The following is a 22750-nucleotide window of genomic DNA, read 5'->3' as shown; positions in this document are numbered from 1 at the left end:
GATAACGGTAGGGGCGAACGGCCGTTCGCCCCTACATCTGGGACAGGTGAGGATGGTGATGATACAGAATTAGAGGGCGATAAGGCTCCGTATGGCGATGGCGATCGCCCCACTACCGATACTCCTACGGAAGATAACTCGGTTGAGGATAAGGGAGAAGAGGGCGATCGCCCCACTACCGAAACTCCCACTGAAGATATTGCCATTAGCAATAACGGTAGGGGCGAACGGCCGTTCGCCCCTACATCTGGGACAGGTGAGGATGTTGATGATACAGAATTAGAGGGCGATCGCCCCAACCCCGATACCCCTACTGAAGATATCGCTGTTATCGATAGCGTCGAACAGGCGATCGTCCCTACCTCTGGGACATTAGAAGAGCTAAAAACCGGTGAATTTATCGTTGGCGAAACTGGAGAAGTTACCGTTGATTTCCTCTTTGATGGTGGTGGATATAAAGGCGAAGTTGCCATCTTTAGTTTAGAAGGCTTAGAAGATCTCGATCCTAATTCCGAAGAATTTAGAACTGAAGTTTTGCAGCGCATTACCGATGACTCAGATTTAGGTCAAATCATCATTTCCGATCGCACAGAAGGCGCGAAATTCACGGGAGAATTAGGCGAAGTTGACCGCAACTCTGGAGACTATTCTGGTGCGAAAACAGTGCAGATGCAACCTGGAGAAAAATTTGCCGTTGTCCTTGCTCCCAAAGGCAAGATTGAATGGGCTGTTGACAATCCCGATCGCCCCCTCATGTTCTCCCTAGACTCTCAGCAACTCGCTGATACAACGGGAGAAGGACAGACCTTTGCTTGGGAAGATTTGGATGTCGATAGGAATTCAGACAAAGATTACAACGATCTCATTTTCCGAGTTAAAGGAGCAAAAGGTAAAGCCGACCATATTGACAATCTCATTGACCCTGGAATGGTGTGGCAAGATACAGAGTTAGGTCAAGCCATCCTCGATTATGGTCAACCCGAAACCTATTTAACCAGCATCAACCAATTTTATAATCCTCGCGAACCCATTTCCATTTATGGAACTCTGAGCGATGTCGATGGTTTAGATGATATCGATCTTGAGAGTGTAAAAATCTTCTTGGAAACGGAGACTGGAGAAGAGTTTAATGTTACTGATGAAGTTGAGCTAAAGGATGATAGTGGCGATCGCATTGAATTCAATTATCGCAAAGAGTCCTTAGAACCTGGTCATTATCGACTCAGGATAGTTGCTGAAGATAATGATGGTCGAGTTTCCGAGCATAGGGTAGAAAAATTTACGGTGTTGTCCTTGGATGAGGGAGAGGAATTGAGCGATCGCGTCCGATGGTCATTAGAGCGTTCTGTTAACCTAGAACGCTATACCCGCGAAGAACTCGAATCCGCCCAACAGTGGGTCGTTAGCGTCCGTAATGGAGAGTTTTCTGAGGAATTGGCTACCCAACTCGATGCGGTTTCCTTGAGAGAAACTGGACATATTCCCAACACTTACATCTGGGAATTCCCTGAAGGAATCGATCCCGATGAGATTGGGGACAAATTTGCCAGTGTGGGGGCGATCGAATTTGCCTATCCCTTAGTTGCAGTGGATGCAGAATTCTTCAACTTACCTTGGCATCTTGACAATACTGGACAAAATAAACTTAATCCATCCAGTTCAGTGCCTGAAATCGATATGTCTGTTCAAGAAGCTTGGAATATTCATAACGTGACTGGAGCAGGGGTTGTTATTGGTATCGTCGATGATGGATTTGACCAAAATCATCCCGATCTCAAAGACAATTATCTCGACAATTTGAGCAAAGATTTCGATGAACTCGATTCCAAGAACGTTCAAGATGGAAATCAAACCAAGACCCTCACGACGCGAATTGAGTATCGAGAGAAAGAAACTGTACCTCCTGTTGGAGCCAAGAAAACTTCCCGCACAATAATCGCTTTAGAGGGTGATGATAGACTAGACAATCAAAGATTCTCAGGGATTTTGCAAAACTTAGACTTAAATATTGATTTTGCTCTCACCCAGGGCAACATCAAAGATTTGAACGTCAAGCTCAAGAGTCCTTGGAATACCGAATATGAAATCTCCAATTTCCAGAATGGCAAACATACCTATAGCATTGATATTTTCGATCGTGAAATGGTCAATCATAATGTTGGAGAGGATGGAAATAGTAAGTGGGAATTAATTTTTGACAATACCAGCAAGCAGACTCAAGGTACAGTCGTCAAATGGTCTCTAGACATGACCCTAGAGAATCATCATGGCACGCAAGTTGCTGGCGTAGCTGTAGGCAAAACCAATGCCACAGAGGGTACGAGTGGAGTAGCTCCGGGAGCATCTTGGGCGGGCTTAAGAATTGGCTCGGATGGGTTTAAACTCCAGGAAATTGCTGATGTCATTGCCCATGAAAATCAGAACATTGATATCTACAACAATAGTTGGGGAGTCGGATTTTTCCCTAATGCTCTCACTGGTTTTGAACAGAACATTGAAGACGCAACTAAAGATGGACGGGGTGGATCGGGTAATATCTTTGTTTTTTCCGCCGGAAATTCTGGAGAAGATGGGGATAATGTCAACTATAATCCCCTAGCTAACTCTCGTCATACCATTGCCGTAGCTGCCGTCGATCATACGGGTAAACAAGCCATTTACAGTACCCCTGGCGCTCCCATTTTAGTGGCTGCTCCTTCTGAGAAAGTCCACAAATTTTCTTATAATTCACAGAATACTTCATCTCTACCCCCAAATGGTCAAACACAGCAATTTTATTTAGATGATATTCAAGGATTTCCAGATAAGATTGATGATCTGCAAGTTTTACTGAATATCGATCGCCATCACTACGAAGATCTATCCGTATCTCTGGTACATGAAGTCGGTAACCAACAGACGCGAGTCAAGTTATTCTCCGATGTCCCCTTTACCAGAATTAGTCCAAAAAATAGCCTATTCAAGCATGAAACCTCAATTCTTTTCGATGATTTAGCCGATCGCGATCTGCCTTCGCAAACCGTTCCCTTCCATGGTGCATTCAAACCCGCAGAATCCTTAGATATCTTTGCTGGAGCCGATCCCAATGGTAAGTGGTTTTTAGAAATTGAGAATAAACCGGGCGGCAAGAGTATAGGTGGAACCCTCGAAGATTGGTCTTTAATTGTTAATACGGGAGGCATTAAAACCACTGATATTCAGGGCGCAGAAGGAGTAACTAACGGTGGCTATACCTCCAGTTTTGGTGGGACTTCTGCCTCTGCTCCCATGGTTTCTGGAGTCATTGCCTTAATGTTAGAAGCTAATCCTAACCTCACCTGGCGAGATGTTCAGCATATCTTGGTTGAAACGGCTGATAAAAACGATGAACAAGGTGGAAATTGGGAAACCAATTTAGCCAATCATGACGTGAGTTATAAATATGGCTTTGGTGTCGTTAATACTGAACAAGCTGTAGCTAAAGCGAAGGACTGGGAATTAGTAGATCTAGAAGATAAGGTAGGTCATAAAGAAGAAAAAAGAGTTGGTAAACCCATTCCAGAAGGAAATCAACCCCTAACAGTCAGCTTAGATGTTCAGGAATCCATTAACGTTGAATGGGTCGAAGTCATGGTCAATATCGACCATGATGATATCGATAACTTAAAGATTGAACTGGTTCATCGGCAAGATGGAAAAGAAAGCTCCTCTGAACTACTGATCGGTGGAGAAAATGCCGATCAAAGCTTTCCAGGAGATTATATCGAAGATCTCGATCAATGGGTGTTTACCTCACCTAGACATTGGGGAGAAGATTCGCGAGGAACCTGGGAATTAAGAGTTGTAGACCGCGTACCTAACACTAAGCCTGGTGTTTCTGAGGTGGGCAATTTACTCTCTTGGAAGCTCAATATTTATGGAACCGATCCTAATGCCGTTAATCAACCTCCGGAATTGACATCGGTTAATCCATTGGCACAGGCAACCCAAAAGAGTCCCTTTACCATTAGTTATGAGGATTTATTAGCCGCTTCTGATGCTGAAGATCCAGATAAAGATATCATTTCTTTTGAAGTGAGCAATCCAGTTAATGGCACATTGCGTAAGGATGGTGCGGTCATTAATCCTGGGGAAACGGTTGAATTAAAAGCAGGAGAAACTTTGGAATGGACACCCGATAGTGCTGGAGATGAAGTCCCCGCATTTCAGGTGCGTGCCAGTGATGGCGAACTATTTTCAGACACTCCTGTGGATGTGAACATTCAGGTTGAACCCTTACCCACGGTTATTTTGGATATCTCTAGTTCCACTGTTTCAGAAGTGCAACGTCGTGGTTTATTTTGGGTTGAGCTACCTGGAGGCGCATTAACTCAAGATATCACCGTTAATTATACGGTTCAAGGAACAGCAACTAATGGCACAGATTATCAAACTTTAACGGGTAGTGTAACCATTCCAGCAGGTTCAGTTTTTGCTCCCATCTGGATTAATCTCCAGGATGACGATCAATTTGAAGGAGATGAAACCGTCGTCATTACGTTAGCAGAAGGAACGGGTTATGTTGGCGATACAAACACCAGTCATACCATTACTATCCTGGATGACGAGGTAGCCGATCCCTTGAAGGGTTGGACATATGCCACTGATGTTGGTCATGATAGTGTCGCTGGTACAGAAGCCTTTGATGGTACTACCAAGGTTGGTGGAACCATTTATGAAATGTATGGAATGGCAGTTAAAGAAGACCCAGAGACAGGTAGAATTTGGGTTGCGTTGAATTCTAATCTACCGATTACTGGACGCACGGTTCCTACCTCCTGGTCACAAACTTTTTCTCCTTTCTTAACATTTAATGTGCCTGATGGTAATGTGGGCTGGGGCGATATGTTCTTTGATTTCTCTGGTACAGGTAATTTCCAAAATGCTTTAGATTCTGGACAAATGTTTGGAGTTCGATTTGCAGATACTAACGATTCTGGAGTTGAAGCAGGAGTATATCGCGGAGTCTCTGGAAAGAGCGTGGTCAGTGAAAATGCGGGATTCTGGAATCTAGATTCTCATAATAGCTATGTCGTTAACAATGGCATAGGATTAGATTCATCAATGGGAGATCTAGCTTGGCATGATTCCTATTATTATCCGTATGATCGCCCCGGTCTAAAGATGCCCAATGTGATTGACTCTGGCGAACGGGTTGGAGCTGTAGCGATTCACAACCGTACAGAACTGGAAAATCAAGGATTCGATCCCAGCCAATTCACCCAATTGGGAGATGAAATCTTTGGCTTTAGCTTCCAGAAACCCGATGGCATGACCGGTGATTTTATTGCCACCATTCTAAAGGAATGCATCAATGATGGCATGGCGCTTCGTAGTTCTTTTGCTTCAGGAACAAAGGGCCCAAAAGCAAGTGTTGGAATAGGTGCAATACGTTTATAGCCCATTGATCCCCGATTTGTATCCTTATTCACTTTATTTTCCTATGTTCAACCCACGAGATCCGCCCATCCTTTTCCAGCCTACAAGCCTACTAAGGCAATCCTTGTGGCTCGATAATGTAACGTTTTATTACAAGTTTATGCATCTGGCATAAAAACCGCCCCAAAAAACCGAGAACCCTATAGGGGGGTTCCTCAACCGATTCAACCTCAGACAAAACAGGAGACTTTACCATGTACGATTGGAAAACAGAAATCCGCAGCTATAGCCAAACTACCGGCTATGGAATGGACGACTATGATAGTTACTTCTTAAATATAGAAACCAGCGGCCAAGAATCTGTAGCGATTCCCTTTCTGCACTGGAGAGCGAGTTATTCTCCTCGGCCATGGTGGCAAGAACCTGGTCTTGTTCCTGAAGGAACTGCAACTCAACCCGGATTAGATGTTCTCAGCTACATTCAAATCACCAGCGATGACGATCCCGATGAATTCTTCCATTTAATCTTCCCCAGTTTCGATCAGTATAGTCAGACATTCATCGATTTCAATCAGACGTTCATTGACTTGGAGGCACAGTATCGAGACGATCTTGAGATCGAAAATATATTAGCTGAAACGGTTAGATGGGATGTATCGTACAGTTTCGAGGAAGGTAATTTTGATGTCACTTGCATGTTGCATTATGAAAGCAATCCTCAAAGCTGTTCGCCGCAATCCGTACCAGGAGACCCCACTCCAGTGCCAGAGGGTTCCTCAGTTGTGGGTATTGTAGCCATTGGCTTGGCGCTAGTGGGAATGGCGATTCGGCGTTCCTTTTTCCAGAGAGCATAGGGGTTGAAATAGCTCCCTATTATTTAGGTATGTAGGGGCGAACGGCTGTTCGCCCCTACAGATTTTGTAGTAGTGCGTGTCATTTAAAAAGTTTAAGGTTCAAGGGAATTGGGGCCAAATTGCTCCAATAATTCCTCACGAGAAGCATTTAAGCACAAGGGCATAAACTCATCTGGAGATAATGCTAGTAAAGAGTCAATGATAGCCAAGAGCGCCTCATCCAATTGACCAAACCGAGTCCTGAGTAAGGCTTCAATGAGCGATCGCTGTCCCTGTTGAACCCCCTGCTCAAGTCCTTGTTGAACTCCCTGCTCAAGTCCCTGTTGAACTCCCTGCTCAAGTCCTTGTTGAATTCCTTGTTGAACTCCTCGCTCAAGTCCTTGTTGAATTCCTTCTTGTAGGGTATCTTCTCTCCACTTTAGATAAGCTGGTGATAACTCCATAATTAACTCCCTTTCCTCTGGTTCTAACTCTATTTTAGTTTCTACATTAATCCGCCATATTCCTACCAGTTCTAGGATATTGCGACGCTGAGGATCTTCTCTAGGCAGTTCCAGCACTTGCTCAATGGCTCTTTTCTGAGTTCCTCCTTTCCCCAGCATCCTCAACCATAAGGTTTCTGGGATTTCTGGTAGTTTGTTGATGGCAATGATTCCGGTTTGGTTAATTGGGGGTAGCCGATACACTCCTGTATACGGATACTCGGAATCCGGATTAGCGCCCAACTCTTTCAAGAGTCTCTTGGATGCTGTAGGCGTTAAAATCCATAATTGAGGTAATCGCTGTTCATCCAGTGTACGATCTTGACGGTGCAGCTCGGCATGAACGTGAAAGAGTTTGAGAATACAGTTGCGAATTTCTGAATTACTGGGACAGTTGCGATAGGGTTCTAGTAAACAAGGTTTAGAAGCGAGTTGAGCGAGTAAACCCAGGGAAGGTGGGTTATTTACAGGTTCTGGAGAGGGATCGAAAATCAGATCGATTTGTAGGGTTTCCCCTGGAATTTCCCGGCTAATTTCCACTGTTCCCAAGGGTTCGAGCAGTTCCTTGAGATATTGCTTGGCAAATTGGTCGTGGGGTTGACGAGTCACAGAAGAGATATTTTAAGAGGACTAAAGATACTTTACATTTTCCGATACAATTTTACTGGCGATCGCCGGAATAACCCCCCAGGAGTAATCCCCCATGACCCAACCTTGGAAAACTTTACTGAGTCTGCCCCTAGTCCTCAGTGTATTCCCAACCCTCGCAAGTGCCCAAATTATTCCCGACCAGACTTTACCTAATCCCACCCTAGTTGCTCCTGGAAATAATCAATTCACGATTAACGGAGGGACTCAAGTCGGGGGCAACCTGTTTCATAGCTTCAGCCAATTTTCCCTACCCACCAACAATACCGCCATCTTTAACAACTCCCTCAATATTGAAAATATCATTACCCGCATTACAGGAGGGAGTCTTTCTAACATTGATGGCATGATTGAAGCTCATGGTAGTGCCAACCTGTTTCTCCTCAATCCTAATGGTATTGTCTTTGGCCCCAACGCCACGCTCAATATTGGCGGTTCATTCCTCGCCACCACAGCCAATAGTTTTACCTTCGCCAATGGCACAGAGTTCAGTGCGACCAACCCTCAAACCACACCCTTATTAACCGTTAATGTACCCATAGGCTTAAAGTTTGGCGCAACACCCGGCGGAATTGTGGTTCAAGGAACCGGCCATGATATTGTCCTCGAACCCGATGGAGCGGTTATCCGTCAATCGACCCCTGGTTTACGAGTCTCTCCCGGTCAAACTTTAACTCTAGCTGGAGGGCCCATTACTCTGACAGGCGGAAATGTAGGGGCTGATGAAGGTCAGGTCGTTCTGGGAAGTGTCGGCCCTAATGCTGAAGTTGGTCTTACCCCAACCCTAGATCTTAACTATGACAATTCTGTTAATTTCCAAGATATCCAACTGTCTGAGAGCGCTTCTGTGGATGTGAGTGGAGAAGGAGCTGGGGATATTTCTGTTCAAGGTAGACATATAAGCCTTACGGGAGGGTCGCTCATTCTCGGCATTACAGAGGGAGAAAATCCGGGTGGGCTAATTTCGGTCAATGGCTCAGAATCGATTAACCTATCAGGCTTTTCAGAAGATGGGATGATTCCCACTGCCATCCTCAGCGAAACCATCAACACAGGATCGAGTGGTGATATTGTTCTCAATACCCATCGATTAATCATCGGAGAGGGGGCACAAGCTTCGACTTCTACCTTTGCTCCTGGTGAGGGGGGACAGTTAACGGTTAATGCTTCGGGTTGGGTGGAAATGAGTGGAAGAGATCCCTCTGGATTTCCGAGTGGCTTATTCTCAGGAACATTAGGGTTTGGTTTGGGTGGCAGCGTGGTGGTTAATACCAATCGCTTGATTGTTCAAGACGGAGCCGTGATATCGAGTGTTGTAATTCCATCTCCATTTGAGGATGCAGATGCACCGGGCGGGAATATTCGCATTGATGTGAGGGAATTAACGGTGCAAAGGGAAGCGCAGATTAATTCGGATACGTTTGGTTTGGGGAATGCTGGAACAATTAATATCCGAGCTACAGATGGTATTCGTCTGAATGGAGGAACTCCAGAAATTCCGAGTGGTATTTTTTCTCAAGCTGATTTTATCCTGTTGGAGGATGGTGAAATTGCTCCCACAGGTGGCAATGCTGGAACGATTCGGATTGAAACACCATGGTTAAGCGTCGAAGATGGAGCGATTATCTCTTCGGCTACGTTTGCTGAAGGGGAAGGGGGATTAGTAGAAATTCAGGCTTCTGGGGGAATCCAGATTGCAGGATCGACTCCAGATCGGGAATTTGTGAGTTCAATTGCGGCTTCGACTCTCGGCCCCGGACGGGCGGGCGATGTGACCATTGCCACGGGTTCTTTGCTCCTGAGAGATGGGGGACTGCTGACTGCGGGAGCTGCGGATACGGCGACGGGAGATGGGGGAACCTTGCGAGTGACTGCTTCGGAGTCAGTGACGTTGAGTGGAGTAGCTTCCGAGACGCTGCCCACCCGGATAACGGTACGCACGGAAGGGGAAGGGAATGCAGGAGATTTGATTCTGGCAACGGAACGGTTAACGGTGGAGAATGGGGCGCAGATTAATCTGGATGGAATTGGCAGAGATGAAAATAGAAACATCGTTATTGACCAAACTGTGGGCAGTGCGGGGAATATTGTGATTACTGCGCCGCAAGTACAGTTAACTGGAGGACAAATTACGGCGAATACAACTTCGGGCGCTCAGGGTAATATTTTTCTCAATGGTGAAGATATCCGCTTGCGGGAGGGTAGTCAGATTGTGACGAATGCCTTCGGAGAATCCACGGGCGGTAATATTAATATCAATACGGATCTGTTAACTGCTCTGGAAAATAGCGATATTAGCGCCAATGCGGAGCAAAACTTTGGCGGTCGCGTAACGATTACGGCTCAAGGGATTTATGGGACGGAGTTTCGCAATCAGTTAACCCCAGAGAGTGATATTACGGCCACTTCGGCATTGGGCCCCCAGTTTAGTGGTGTAGTCGAGATTAATACCCCAGATATCGATCCGGCTCAGAATGCGGCGGATTTGCCCCAGGCAATTGAAACACCGCAAGGAATTCGCCCCATTTGTCGGCCGGAGGCCGAATTGCGTTCCGGGGAGCGCGAATTAAACGTCGAAGGACGGGGCTTACCGCCAAACCCCACTCAACCGGTGAATCCCGGTTCTGTGGAGGTGGAGATGATTCAACCGGTTACTCCTTCAAGAGAATTTGAAGAGCGATCGCCTCTACCAACCCAGAGCAATTTAACAACCTCTCGCCCTCAGTTACCCATTGCCACCGGATGGGTTATCAATGAGAAGGGAGAAATCTTTTTAACGACAACGCCAGAAAAGGTAACTCCCCATCGCTCCCTACAACCCGATCTAGATTGTGTGCGGGAATGAGACCATGAGTCATAGACGTTATAGTGTCTTATTCCAGTTTTTGATTCAAGGGTCAAAAATAATTAGGGTTGCTCAATGGCAACCCTTAAACCGATCGGTTAGTCAATCATCTACTGACTTGATTTCGGTTCTAGCTTCACATTAGTGGCTAATCCCAAAATCTCAAGCAGTCGAATCGTCATCCAAGTCATATCAAATTCCCACCATTGCAAACCATGGCGAGCTGAATATTGATAGGCATGATGGTTATTGTGCCATCCTTCACCATAGGTGACGAGGGCAACCCACCAGCAATTTTTGGAGTGGTCATGACTTTCATGACTCACATAACCGAACTTATGGGTGGCACTGTTGACAAACCAAGTACAATGGAAAACAACAGCCAAGCGGACAAATATTCCCCAGACAACGAAGGGCCAACCACCAAGGGCATACAATAGAAGACCAAAGGCAACTTGGATGAGGACAAAATTCTTTTGTAAAAACTGATATACAGGGTCGTCCCCAATATCTTTGGTAAAGCGGGGGACTTCACTGCGTTTGGGAATAACATGCAAAAGCCATCCCATATGACTCCACCAGAATCCAGAATTAGAATCATGGGGATCGGCTTCAGTATCGGAATAAAGATGGTGCATTCGATGAAGTCCGACCCAATCTAGCACGCCACCTTGACAGGCCAAACTGCCGCAAAAAACGAGGAAATATTCTAACCATTTGGGAGCTTGGAAGCTTCGATGGCTGACTAAACGGTGAAACCCTAGGGTAATGCCTAAGCCACCAGTAATCCAGTGGAGGGCTAGAGCTAATCCGATGGCCGACCAACTAAAGTTACTGGGTAGGAAGGCAAATAAGGCCGCTAGGTGAATTAAAAGGAAGTAGCCAATGTTGACCCAATCTAGGGGATATTTATTGGTTGTCGCAACACTCATGCAGTAATCTCAATCTATAACAATGCAGGGTTATCCTGCTATTTAGAACGATCGCGCCCCTCTACCTATTATCCGAGAAAGATGAATCCCTCAGAACAGATCCAAGAGGCACAACATGCACTCGCCCCTACTTTTTCTAGCGTGGATGCTCAGATTAAGCAAAATCTCCGAAAAGTTTTGGATGCTTTTCGATCGCAGAAAGTGGGGGTGCATCATTTTTCCAGTGTAACGGGTTATGGTCATAATGACTTAGGGCGGGAAACCTTCGATCGGGTTTTGGCTCAGGTGATGGGAGCCGAAAGCGCGATCGCCCGCGTGCAGTTGGTGTCGGGAACCCATGCGATCGCCTGTGCCCTCTTTGGGGTATTGCGTCCAGGGGATGAGCTACTGTCGGTTGCGGGCGCTCCCTATGACACCCTGGAGGAGGTGATTGGCTTGCGGGGAAAAGGCGCAGGATCGCTGATGGAGTATGGCATTACCTATCGGCAGTTGGAGTTAACCCCAGAGGGTGAAATCGATTGGGAGGCTCTCGCGCAAGGGGTAAGGGAGCAGACGCGGATGGTGTTGATTCAGCGCTCTTGTGGCTATTCCTGGCGATCGAGTTTGTCAATTACGGATATTGCCCAAATTGTGGAAATGGTGAAGCGCCAAAATCCCGATACGGTCTGTTTTGTGGATAACTGCTATGGGGAGTTTGTGGAAGAACTCGAACCGACGCAGGTGGGCGCGGATCTGATGGCAGGGTCGTTGATTAAGAATCCCGGCGGAACCTTGATGACGGCGGGCGGGTATCTGGCCGGTCGGTCTGAGCTTGTAGAGCGGGCTGCTTGCCGCTTGACGGCCCCTGGAATTGGCAGCACGGGAGGGGCCACATTTGACCAGCATCGCCTCTTATATCAGGGTTTATTCTTGGCTCCGCAGATGGTGGGGGAGGCACTGAAGGGGAATTATTTGGTCGGGTATGTGTTCGATCGCCTGGGATATGCCGTAAATCCCGCTCCTTTGGCTCCCCGACGGGATCTGATTCAGGCGATTCGCTTGGGTTCCCCAGAGAAATTAAAGGCATTTTGCCGCGCTATCCAACAATTTTCTCCGGTGGGTTCCTATCTCGATCCGGTTCCGGGGGAGATGCCAGGCTATGAGAGCGAGTTGGTGATGGCTGGCGGTACATTTATTGACGGCAGTACTTCCGAGTTGTCTGCCGATGGCCCATTGCGGGAACCCTATGTGGTGTTTTGTCAGGGGGGAACCCATTGGACGCATGTGGCTATTGCGCTGGAGGAGGCGATCGCGGCTGTAGAGTCCCCATTGTAGGGGCGAACGGCCGTTCGCCCCTACCCAGGTCGATCGCTTAAATCAAGCCATTCGGCAGTTCAACAGAGACAAACGTCAACTGTTGCAGGGTGAATTGACCAGTCAAAACACCCAAGACTTGGTTCGTAGCTGTAATACTCAACACTGTATTACTGCCTTGGGTGGTCGCCGTCAGACCCGTGGGAGTCAAGTTACCGGTCAAGCCAATCAGATCGACTCCAACTTGGTAATCACTGATAATATCGGCTTGTGCAACTGTGGCAGCAGCCGTACCGGTACGGAGGACAAACAGATCGTTACCGTTGCCACCGACCAAGGTATCCGTACCGAAATCTCCGCTCAGGATATCGTTACCATCGCCACCATTGAGCAAGTCATCGCCCTGGCCACCGAATCCGGTATCGTTACCTGCGCCACCAGAAACCGTATCGTTTCCGCGATCGCCCATCAGCGAATCATCACCCAGGTCACCACTGACCAAATCATTCCCTTGACCGCCAAACGCAGTATCATTGCCCTGGCCACCAAACACCTGGTCATCGCCAGTATTAGCACTCACCCAATCATTACCGGCATTTCCATTCATGAAATCATCACCATCCAACCCAAGGAGGGAGTCATCACCCCCCAACGCTAGAATGGTGTCATTACCCGTTGTGCCTTGCAAGGCATCATTCTGCCCATCCGTTCCCGTAATCACTCCAGGAGTCGGAGTCGGTGTTGGCGTTGGGGTTGGACTCGGACTACTCGATGGAGGAGCCACCGGATCGCCCGTTCCAGGACTTGGACTTGGACTGGGGCCAGGGTTAGGACTGGGGCCGGGATTAGGACTGGGGCCAGGATTAGGACTGGGGCCAGGGTTAGGACTTGGAGTCGGAGAAGGAAAGGCTGTCAAGATGTCAGTACCATTGAGGTTACCCACCTTTTCAATGAAACCTGTTCCTCCTGTATTGGCTGTAGCAGAGAAAAAGTTTTGAACCTCTAGATCATCATTAGCATCAAACGTCCCGTTATTGTTCAAGTCAACAATCAAACTGGTGCTAGTGTTGTTGACCCGAAATACTCCAATATTTCCAGTGGTCGCAGTTTGACCTGGGCCAGTGGTTTCCAGAGTTGTGCTGTCAATCTCCAGCACATCTAATGTCCCACCAGCATCATCAATCTTGCTGCCTTTAGCATTGGTAGTCGTCAGCTTATAAGTATCGCTTTCCAACCCAGCTTGCAGAGTTAAATTACCCGTAGCCCCTCCGGTAATCATGTCTGCTTGTGCAGAACCAATAACCCCACTTTCAATATTCGTCAGAGTGTAACTAATACCGGTTGCCGTTGCTGTGCCAGCCGTTAAATCAACGGTAAAGCCAACTGTTGCCTTAGCAAAGGAGATCCAGTCATTATTGTTACCCCCATCAAAGGTGGAGCCATTTCCATCCAGACCAGCAATTAGGGTATCATCACCATCTTCACCAAAAACTTGGTTCGTGCCTGCACCACCTTCGAGGTAGTCATTGCCTGAACCCCCTCTGAGTTCATCATTTCCTTCTCCACCAATCAGGCTATCATTATCATTTTGCCCTTCAAGTTTGTCATCTCCTGCCCCCCCAAGGATTGTGTCATTGCCATTGCCTCCTTGAAGTTTAGTGTCATTATCTGCACCCCCATCAAGGTAGTCATTACCATCATTTCCTTCTAATTCATCTTGTCCAGCACCACCGAGCATGGAGTCATCATTACCTTCACCAAATAATGAATCATTACCGGCTTGTCCTAGGAGGGTATCATTACCATTGCCACCGCGCAGTTCATCATTGCCTTCTCCACCATCTAGGGAGTCATTGCCTTCTTGTCCTTCGAGCTTGTCATCTCCAGCCTCTCCTAGAATGGTGTCATTGCCATTACCACCCTGGAGTTTAGTGTCATTATCAGCACCGCCATTGAGGTAGTCATTACCATCACCACCTTCTAATTCATCTTGTCCAGCGCCGCCAAGCATGGAATCATCATTACCTTCACCGAATAACCGGTCATTACCGGCTTGTCCTAGGAGGGTATCATTACCATTGCCACCGCGCAGTTCATCATTGCCTTCTCCACCATCTAGGGAGTCATTGCCTTCTTCGCCTTCGAGTTTGTCATCTCCAGCCTCTCCTAGAATAGAGTCATCTCCATTCCCTCCCTTTAAGGTTTGGTCGTTCCCTGCTCCTCCATTGAGGTAGTCATTATCGTCACCACCTTCTAAGCGATCATCGTTATCTCCACCGAGAAGAGAGTCCGCTCCGGCTTCACCAAATAATGAATCATTACCGGCTTGTCCAAGAAGGGTATCATTACCATTACCTCCTCGAAGCTCATCATTTTCCGTTCCTCCATCAAGGGAGTCATCACCATCTTCCCCTTCGAGCTTATCACTGCCGGTATTCCCTAGAATGATGTCATTGCCAGCACCGCCTTTGAGGACTGGATCGTTGCCTTCTCCACCATCAAGGGTATCTTGACCTGCACCGCCTTCTAGGTTATCGTCTCCCGATCCGCCAAAAAGGTTATCGTTACCGTCTTCACCCTTAAGGTTATCGTTACCATTTCCTCCATCTAGAGCATCGTTCCCCAGTCCACCTTCGAGGTTGTCATTACCGTCAGCAGCAGTGAGAACATCTTCTCCTGCTTGACCCTTGAGGACATCATCACCATTTCCACCATTGAGAACATCGTTACCATCCCCACCTTCAAGGTTATCGTTCTCATTGTCTCCATTTAGAACATCGTTGCCAGCGTTGCCTTTAATGTTGTCATTGCCATTCTGACCAGTAAGGACATCATTACCACTACCGCCTGTAATATTATCAGCATCATTAGTTCCAGATATGATCGTATCTTGTGTTTCTGTGGACGCATCGAAATCTGCCATGAGTTTAGTTCCTCCAATCGTGTCTCAAATGATTTGACAGTATTAATAGCAGGTCATCAGACCACTGGATTAAGCTGGTTAGGTTGTGATTTAATTCCTGTGAGAAATCAAGAATTTAGCTAGTCCAGCTTAAGTCAGTCTATATCTTAGCTCTACATTGCTGGAACTACAGACTCATTAATGGCAATTCCAGATTATTTTTTCGGTAATGTGATAGAGCTAGATGAAGGTCAAACAGGGCATAATAACAAATTTCTACAAAGTTTGCTACTTGAGTGACACAAGATACAAGAGGACTTGTGTTTTTTATTTGCGAGAAATCTATCTCAGTGAAATGCTAAGTGAGAAGGCTGAACTGAATTTATGGAGGGTTCTGGCTAACGGTTTATGTTTATGTAAATACTTGTTTTTTTGTATTATAAGCAACATGACTAAAGTTCGTTTTCGGTTGAGCTGGGTTTCCTCAATTTAAGTCTGTGTTAACTGCCTTGAATAAGGGCAAGTATTTATACTTAAAAGATGGAAGCAATCAGGCTAATTTTATGAATTAGATTCAAATCATATCATTTGTAACAAAAATTATAGTTGGTATAGATTAGGATGAAGGTTTCAGTCCTAAAGCTGAAGGATTTTGGTGAGCGAATCCACAACATAACCTGGATAAGTGATGGAGAACTACAGAAATGATAGTTTTCTTAGTATGTATGTTGATGGGATGCTGTAGTTAGATGGATGATGGTGAGAATGGCAGACGATAAGCTCAATGATGTAATGTTTATGAGTTCTATGTTACGGTTGTTGGGGATTATGGCGATCGCCTCCTCGATCAGTATTCTAACTCAAGCTACAACTGTAAATAGTCACGAGATGGATCGGAGAATGACTACGGGGAGTAACCCCTCTACCCAGTCAAGTCTACCAGACAATAACAGCGATCGCTCCCAAGGTCGTTTGATTGTATCCGATCATCAGGGAATTCCTCTCCTCCTTGCCAGTTTAGGACTCAGCAGTATTATTTTGATCGCTAAAACCTTGAAGAAACACAAAGATCCAAGTCAAAAAAATCATCAAGATTTTAATCATATTTTATGGGAAGCGAACCCAGCTTTTTTTGTGGCTATTGGTATGGATGGAAAAGTCCAAAAGTTCAACCAAGCGATGCTGGATATTTTAGGATACTCTGAAGAAGAAGTGATTGGTTTAGACTATCTATCTCACTTCGTTCCTGAAGCGGATCGTGCTGCATTATCTCCGGTCTTCAATCATCATTGTCATTCCCTAGAACCCACCTGTCATCAAAATCGCATATTAACTAAAAAAGGTCAAGAGATTTTAGTTGAGTGGCATGGACGCTCTATCATTAATCCAGAAACCCATACCATTGAATATTTCTTTGGTCTAGGTATTGATATTACTGATCGTCAACGTCGAGAAACAGAAATTCATCTTCTTTATCAACTCACTAAAACCGTGAGTGAATCTAAGAATTTTGATCAAGCTCTGTCGGTGACCATGGAGCTGATTTGTGAAACGACTGGCTGGGATCTTGCGGAAGCCTGGATACCTTCAACTCAGAATTTAGATCTGGTCTGTAGTCCAGTTTGGTATCAACATAGTCAAATCAATCAAGAAAATACTGAAAAAAATCAACGTTTTCGAGAAATCAGTAAAAAAATAACGTTTGCCCCAAATGTGGGTTTACCTGGACGAGTTTGGTCTTCACAAAAAACAGAATGGATTTTTGATGTGTCTCAAGAATCTGGAGAATTATTTTTGCGGAACAAAATCGCCGCAGAATCAGGAATAAAAGCGGGATTTGGTGTTCCTATTTTGGCGAACCATTATGTTTTAGCTGTTTTGGTTTTCTTCAGCAGACGCTCTCAAGAAAAAGATCCTAAATTAATGGAATTAGTGGCTTCTATGGCGATGCAATTGGGATCTGTTTTTGAATCTAAGCAAGCTGAAGCTAAATATCGGAGCATTTTTGAGAACTCCATGGAAGGAATTTTTCAAACTACTCCGGAAGGCAAAATGATTGGTGCTAACCCTGCATTAGCCAAAATTTACGGCTATGAATCGGCCGAAGATTTGATTGAGAATATGGCAGATGTAGAACATCAATTGTATGTTCACCCAGAGAGTCGGAAAGAATTTAGAAGGTTGTTACAAGAGCATGGATTTTTATCCCAGTTTGAAGCGGAAATTTATCGTCAAGATGGGAGTATTATTTGGATTTCAGAACGGGCAAGAGCGGTTAAAGATCCTCATGGAAAGTTATTATATTATGAGGGGTCTGTAATTGATATTACAGAGCGAAAACAGCAGGAACAAAAACTTCGCTATTATGCTTCCCATGATTCGCTGACGGGGTTAACGAACCGGGCCTATTTTTTGAAAGCGTTAGCTAAGGCGAATGCCCGATATTATGAAAATCCTAACTATCGATTTGCAGTTCTGTTTATTGATTTAGATGGGTTTAAGGGGATTAATGATAGTATGGGCCATTGGGTGGGAGATTTGTTGCTGATTGCGATCGCCTGGACTTTAAGACAATGTATTCATGAAGACGAGATGATCGCCCGATTGGGTGGGGATGAATTTACCATTCTGGTGGAAAATCAGGATCATCTACAGGATGTTATTAATATTGCTAATCGTATCCATGAAAACCTCAAGCAACCCTTTAAGTTAGGGGGTCATGATGTGTTTATGCAAGCTAGTATTGGCATTGCTTATAACTTGCCGGAGAATCAGGAGGTGGATGATGTTCTCCGCAATGCCGATATTGCTATGTATCGAGCGAAAAAGAAAGGTAAAAATTGTACGGTGGTTTTTGATTGGGCCATGCGCCAAGAAGCCATGGAGCGAATGCAAATTGAAACGGATCTACGCTTATTACTCTATCCAGAGAATAAGAATTATGCACCCCCAGGAGAATTTTATGTCTATTATCAACCCATTGTGGCTTTAGGAACGGGAAAAATTGCTGGGTTTGAATCCTTAATCCGATGGTATCATCCCCAGAAAGGATTTATTTCACCGGCGGTATTTATCCCGGTGGCTGAAGAGTCCGGCTTAATTGGTGCGATTGGGGAATGGGTCTTACTAGAAAGTTGTCGGCAATTAAAACAGTGGCAAACCCAATTTAGTGATTTTTCCCGTCTTAAGATTAGTGTGAATTTATCGAGTCGTCAGTTAACTCCAAGTTTGTGCGATCGCATCGATCGCATTTTAGCCGAAACTGACTTACCAGGTCGATACTTGAAGCTAGAGATTACGGAAACCGCGATTATGGAAGATCCCGAAAGCGCGATCGCCATTTTCCAGGAACTGAAGAAACGCAAAATCCAACTCTCCATTGATGATTTTGGTACAGGATACTGCTCGTTAGCTTACTTGCATCGTTTTCCGATTGATACCCTGAAAGTCGATCGCTCTTTTGTGCAAAAAATGACTCAATGGGGAGAAAATGCCGAAATTGTCCATACTATTATCGCTCTGGCTCATAGCTTAGGTATGGAAACCATCGCCGAAGGTATTGAAACGATGCCTCAGATGCAACAACTGCGCGGTTTAAATTGTACGTTTGGCCAGGGTTACTGGTTCTCTAAACCATTAAATGCTGAAAATGCTACTCGACTTCTAAAGGATAAAAAACGGTTTTTAGTTAACTCAAACCTGCACGTACTTTAACTCCATATTCAGATTCAAATACCTCTTTTTTGTCGTCAATGCTCCAAAGCTCTAATTCACAGTGGTCATTTTCATGGGCTGGATTAAGTTTCAAATATAGCTCTTTCGTTGAGGGATTATAATGACAATCGAAGGACTCAACGGCCCCAAGTTGGCGGCGGTCTAAAGCAACGGCTAATCGCAAGAATGGACTGACTTGACTGACTAATTTGCGATCGCTCTTATGCATCAAGTTCGCATAGTTTTCATGCTTTTTTTTGGGGGCACTTTTACGGTGATAGCGGGCGATATTGGCAATAATCTCTACTTCATTCTCCGTATAGCCCAGGAGTTCCCCATGGCGAATTAGATAATAGGAATGTTTATGATGGGCTGAATGGGACACATAAACGCCACAGTTATGTAAAATTGTGGCGACATAGAGCAGTTCCCGTTCTGAGTTTCCCCAATAATGGAGAATTCCTTGGGTTTGATCGAACAAATGTACGGCAAAGTTAGCCATGCGCTCGCTCGATTCTAAATTAACATGGTATTTCTGAGCGACTTTGAGGACGCTGCGATAGCGAACTTGGCTTTGATATTCTAATTTATCGCCGATTAAACCATGGGAGAGCATCCAGTCTACAATAATGCCTTCGCGCAGGGCACGCTCGCAAATCACCAGGGAATCTATCCCCAATAACTCCATGGCTTCCTGGAGAATTAAAGCACCGGCGATAATAATTTCCGATCGCTTTTCCGACATGCCTGGAACGTCCGCCCGATCGCTCTCTGGCAACTTCCGCAGACGCTCGATAATTTTCTGCAAGTTTTTCAGCTTTAGCTCGTAACCGGTTAAGGGACTCGGTTCCATGCCTAACTCTTGCCAAGCATCAATACAGGCTAGGGTTTCAATGGTTCCCGATGTGCCGACTAACCGAGGCGTTTCTCCCGGCTCAAGATAACTTTGTAGCTCTTCAACCGCTCGCTCTAATCGCCCTCGAATATAGGCTTTCAGATAATTAAACTCGCGATCGCTGATCGGATCGGTGGTTACGAACTCCGTCGTTAACCGTACCGCTCCCACCTTCGTGCTACTGAGCGATCGCGGTTCTTGCCCATCCCCCAAAATTAACTCCGTCGATCCCCCCCCAATATCAATCAAGGTATGGGGAAGCCCCTGAAAGTCCATTCCCGACAGCACTCCTAGATAGATCCGTCGCGCTTCTTCTGGGCCAGAAATCAGGTTTACCTCTAAGCCAATTTCTGATTTAATCTGCTTGAGGAAATTTCGCCCATTGGGGGATTCTCGTACCGCACTGGTGGCAACAGCAACTATTTGATCGACTTCCAGACTTTTGGCAATCTGTAAGAAACGGCGAAAGGCCGCGATCGCCCTCTCCATAATCTCTACCTTCAGCTCCCCTGTCTTCGGGTTGCGATCGCCCAAACGCACTGTTTCCTTTTCCCGATCAATAATCGTAAACGCCGGGAGTGTCGGATCGATGCGAACCACCACCATATGCACAGAATTGGTTCCCACATCGATCGCCGCTAACATCTGCGGGGTTTCCGGTTTCGGAAATGTAGGACTCTGAATCAGGGTTGAGGACTGGGGTAGAGTATTAACCATGATAATGTTCTTCGGCCTAAGCTTTACAATCCAGGGTATCTTTAAAAGGGACTCAATTCACCTTTTCTATGATTGAACATATTGTCTTGTTTCAATTTAAACCTGATGTCTCGCCAGAATCCCTATCCGCTTTCCTCAATGGACTGAGAGGATTAAAGGGGAAGATCCCTGAAATCCTACAGCTCTCCTGTGGCGAAAATTTCTGCGATCGCGCCCAAGGATTTACCCATGGCTTAGTCGCTCGCTTCCAAGATGCTTCCAGCCTAAAAACCTATCAAGATCATCCCGCCCATCAAGAAGTGGTACAAAACCTGATTAAACCCATTGCTGTTAATGTTTTAGCCATGGATTATGAGATTCCAGAAGAGGGTGAATAGGATGGGATGGGGAGATGGGGAGATGGGGAGATGGGGAGATGGGGAGATGGGGGGATGGGGGGATAGGGAGATGGGGAGATGGGGAGATGGGGAGATGGGGGGATGGGGAGATAGGGAGATGGGGGGATAGGGAGATTGATCCCCAATTACCCATTACCAATTACCCATTACCAGCACAAAGCGCTATTGAATCATGGAATTTGAGCAAGTCCGGACGGCATTTCAACAGATTTGGGGATATGACGATTTTCGCTATCCCCAAGGGGAAATCATTCAGACCTTATTAGAACAACAAGACGCGCTAGTGGTGATGCCCACCGGTGGCGGAAAATCCATCTGTTTTCAACTGCCTGCTCTCTTACAAAATGGAGTGACTTTAGTCGTTTCTCCCTTAGTCGCACTGATGGAAAATCAAGTGCAAGAATTGCGCCAACGAAATCTCAAAGCTGCCTCTGTCCATAGCGAACAGCCGACTTATGTCCGCAAACAGGTCTTTCGACAACTGGAAGAGCAACAACTGAGATTACTTTATCTCTCTCCGGAAACCTTGCTCAGTCCCCCGGTTTGGGAGCGCCTCTGTTTACCCAAACTTCGGATTAATGGACTGATTTTAGATGAAGCCCATTGTTTAGTTCAGTGGGGGGAAACCTTCCGCCCCGCCTATCGCAGATTGGGGGCGGTTCGTGCTGCCCTATTGAAGCATAAACCTAGGGGGACAAAATTGGCGATCGCCGCTTTTACCGCTACAGCCGATCCTCGCACCCAATCCATTCTCAAACAAGTCTTAGATCTCCAAGAGCCGCAAACCTTTCTCCTCAACCCCTATCGGGACAATCTCCATTTAAGCGTTAACATTGCTTGGTCACCTAAAGGACGTAAAAACCAAATTTTACAGGTTCTTAAACGAGCCAATGGGCAAACCGGCTTAATCTATGTTCGCACCCGCAAAGATAGCGAAATGCTCTCTCAATGGCTCCAGCAACACCAATTAACCACGGCTGCTTATCATGCCGGTTTAAGTCCAGAGGAACGGCGAACGATTGAAAATCAATGGTTTGAGGAACAGGTGCAAGCGGTTGTCTGTACCTCTGCATTTGGCATGGGAATTAATAAATCCAATGTGCGCTGGGTGATGCACTTCCATCCCCCCCTACTTTTATCGGAGTATCTGCAAGAAGTGGGGAGAGCGGGACGAGATGGACAACCTGCCAAAGCCATTACTTTAATCAGTGAACCGACGGGATGGCTCGATCCTGGGGATAAACAACGGCAAAAGTATTTTATCGGCCAACAGCGATCGCTCCAACAACTGGCTCAAAGCCTCACCCATACCCTACCCCCCCAGGGCGATGTACGGCAGCTCAGTCAATCCCATCCCCAAGCATCTCTCGCCTTATCCGTGTTGCATAGCCAAGGAAAGCTGGAATGGAACAGTCCATTTCACTATCAAATCCTATCGAGTTCCCCATCTAGCGACTTCGACAATAATCGAGCGCTAAAACAGATGCAGCGTTATTTAATCACCTGTAGCTGTCGCTGGAAATTCCTCCTGCAAGCCTTTGGATTTAACGTGGCAGACAATTATCGATGTTTGAACTGCGATCGCTGCCTATCCCTCTTTTTTCCGAAAGTGAAAGAAGAGGGATAACTAAAGAATAAATATCAAGTAAGGTGGGCAGGGGATAAGGGATATT

Annotated in this window: 11 protein-coding genes; 7 read left to right on the top strand and 4 right to left on the bottom strand. The window is 46.0% G+C overall.

Annotated features, from left to right (window positions below; translation table 11 throughout):
* Nucleotides 1-5418, top strand: a 5418-nt coding sequence (locus PMG25_RS04330) for an XDD3 family exosortase-dependent surface protein (protein WP_283765684.1), incomplete at its 5' end; no start/stop codon positions are given.
* A 233-nt stretch (nucleotides 5419-5651) separates the two neighbouring features.
* Nucleotides 5652-6251 carry a hypothetical protein gene (locus tag PMG25_RS04325; RefSeq protein ID WP_283765683.1) on the top strand — a complete coding sequence of 200 codons (600 nt, stop codon included), beginning with the start codon at nucleotides 5652-5654 and terminating at the stop codon, nucleotides 6249-6251.
* Between the two features lie 92 nt (nucleotides 6252-6343).
* On the opposite strand, the gene PMG25_RS04320 is transcribed toward PMG25_RS04325, so the two are convergent.
* Nucleotides 6344-7342, bottom strand: a complete 999-nt coding sequence (locus PMG25_RS04320; RefSeq protein ID WP_283765682.1) for a hypothetical protein — start codon at nucleotides 7340-7342, stop codon at nucleotides 6344-6346.
* Between the two features lie 94 nt (nucleotides 7343-7436).
* Between PMG25_RS04320 and PMG25_RS04315 the strand changes: the two genes are divergently transcribed.
* The gene (locus PMG25_RS04315; protein WP_283765681.1) at nucleotides 7437-10226 is read left to right on the top strand and encodes a beta strand repeat-containing protein; all 2790 of its coding nucleotides are present in this window, start codon (nucleotides 7437-7439) and stop codon (nucleotides 10224-10226) included.
* Nucleotides 10227-10336: 110 nt separating this feature from the next.
* On the opposite strand, the gene PMG25_RS04310 is transcribed toward PMG25_RS04315, so the two are convergent.
* Complete coding sequence (locus PMG25_RS04310) at nucleotides 10337-11158, bottom strand: acyl-CoA desaturase (RefSeq protein ID WP_283765680.1); 822 nt, start codon at nucleotides 11156-11158, stop codon at nucleotides 10337-10339.
* A gap of 81 nt (nucleotides 11159-11239) precedes the next feature.
* Here PMG25_RS04310 and PMG25_RS04305 point away from each other — a divergent pair, with 81 nt between their 5' ends.
* On the top strand, nucleotides 11240-12472 hold the full coding sequence (locus PMG25_RS04305) for a methionine gamma-lyase family protein (RefSeq protein WP_283765679.1): 1233 nt from the start codon (nucleotides 11240-11242) through the stop codon (nucleotides 12470-12472).
* 37 nt (nucleotides 12473-12509) lie between these two features.
* Here the strand turns inward: PMG25_RS04305 and PMG25_RS04300 are convergent, their stop codons facing one another.
* On the bottom strand, nucleotides 12510-15374 hold the full coding sequence (locus PMG25_RS04300) for a calcium-binding protein (RefSeq protein WP_283765678.1): 2865 nt from the start codon (nucleotides 15372-15374) through the stop codon (nucleotides 12510-12512).
* Between the two features lie 744 nt (nucleotides 15375-16118).
* Between PMG25_RS04300 and PMG25_RS04295 the strand changes: the two genes are divergently transcribed.
* On the top strand, nucleotides 16119-19067 hold the full coding sequence (locus tag PMG25_RS04295; RefSeq protein ID WP_283765677.1) for a GGDEF domain-containing phosphodiesterase: 2949 nt from the start codon (nucleotides 16119-16121) through the stop codon (nucleotides 19065-19067).
* Here PMG25_RS04295 and PMG25_RS04290 read toward each other — a convergent pair.
* Nucleotides 19042-20679 (bottom strand): Ppx/GppA phosphatase family protein, encoded by a 1638-nt coding sequence (locus PMG25_RS04290; protein WP_283765676.1) that lies wholly within the window; start codon nucleotides 20677-20679, stop codon nucleotides 19042-19044. The two genes, PMG25_RS04295 and PMG25_RS04290, sit on opposite strands and share 26 nt — an antisense overlap.
* Nucleotides 20680-20747: 68 nt before the next feature.
* On the opposite strand from PMG25_RS04290, the gene PMG25_RS04285 reads away from it, so the two are divergent.
* Both PMG25_RS04285 and PMG25_RS04280 read left to right on the top strand, forming a co-directional pair.
* Nucleotides 20748-21056: a Dabb family protein gene (locus tag PMG25_RS04285; RefSeq protein WP_283765675.1), complete on the top strand. Its 309-nt coding sequence runs from the start codon at nucleotides 20748-20750 to the stop codon at nucleotides 21054-21056.
* Between the two features lie 193 nt (nucleotides 21057-21249).
* Complete coding sequence (locus tag PMG25_RS04280; protein WP_283765674.1) at nucleotides 21250-22704, top strand: RecQ family ATP-dependent DNA helicase; 1455 nt, start codon at nucleotides 21250-21252, stop codon at nucleotides 22702-22704.
* The last annotated feature ends 46 nt before the right edge of the window (nucleotides 22705-22750 follow it).

Origin of the sequence: Roseofilum capinflatum BLCC-M114 (assembly GCF_030068505.1) — a bacterium.
Taxonomy (GTDB): Bacteria; Cyanobacteriota; Cyanobacteriia; order Cyanobacteriales; family Desertifilaceae; genus Roseofilum; species Roseofilum capinflatum.
The sequence above is the reverse complement of the archived record's forward strand: the minus strand, read 5'-3'. Positions and strand labels throughout refer to the sequence as shown.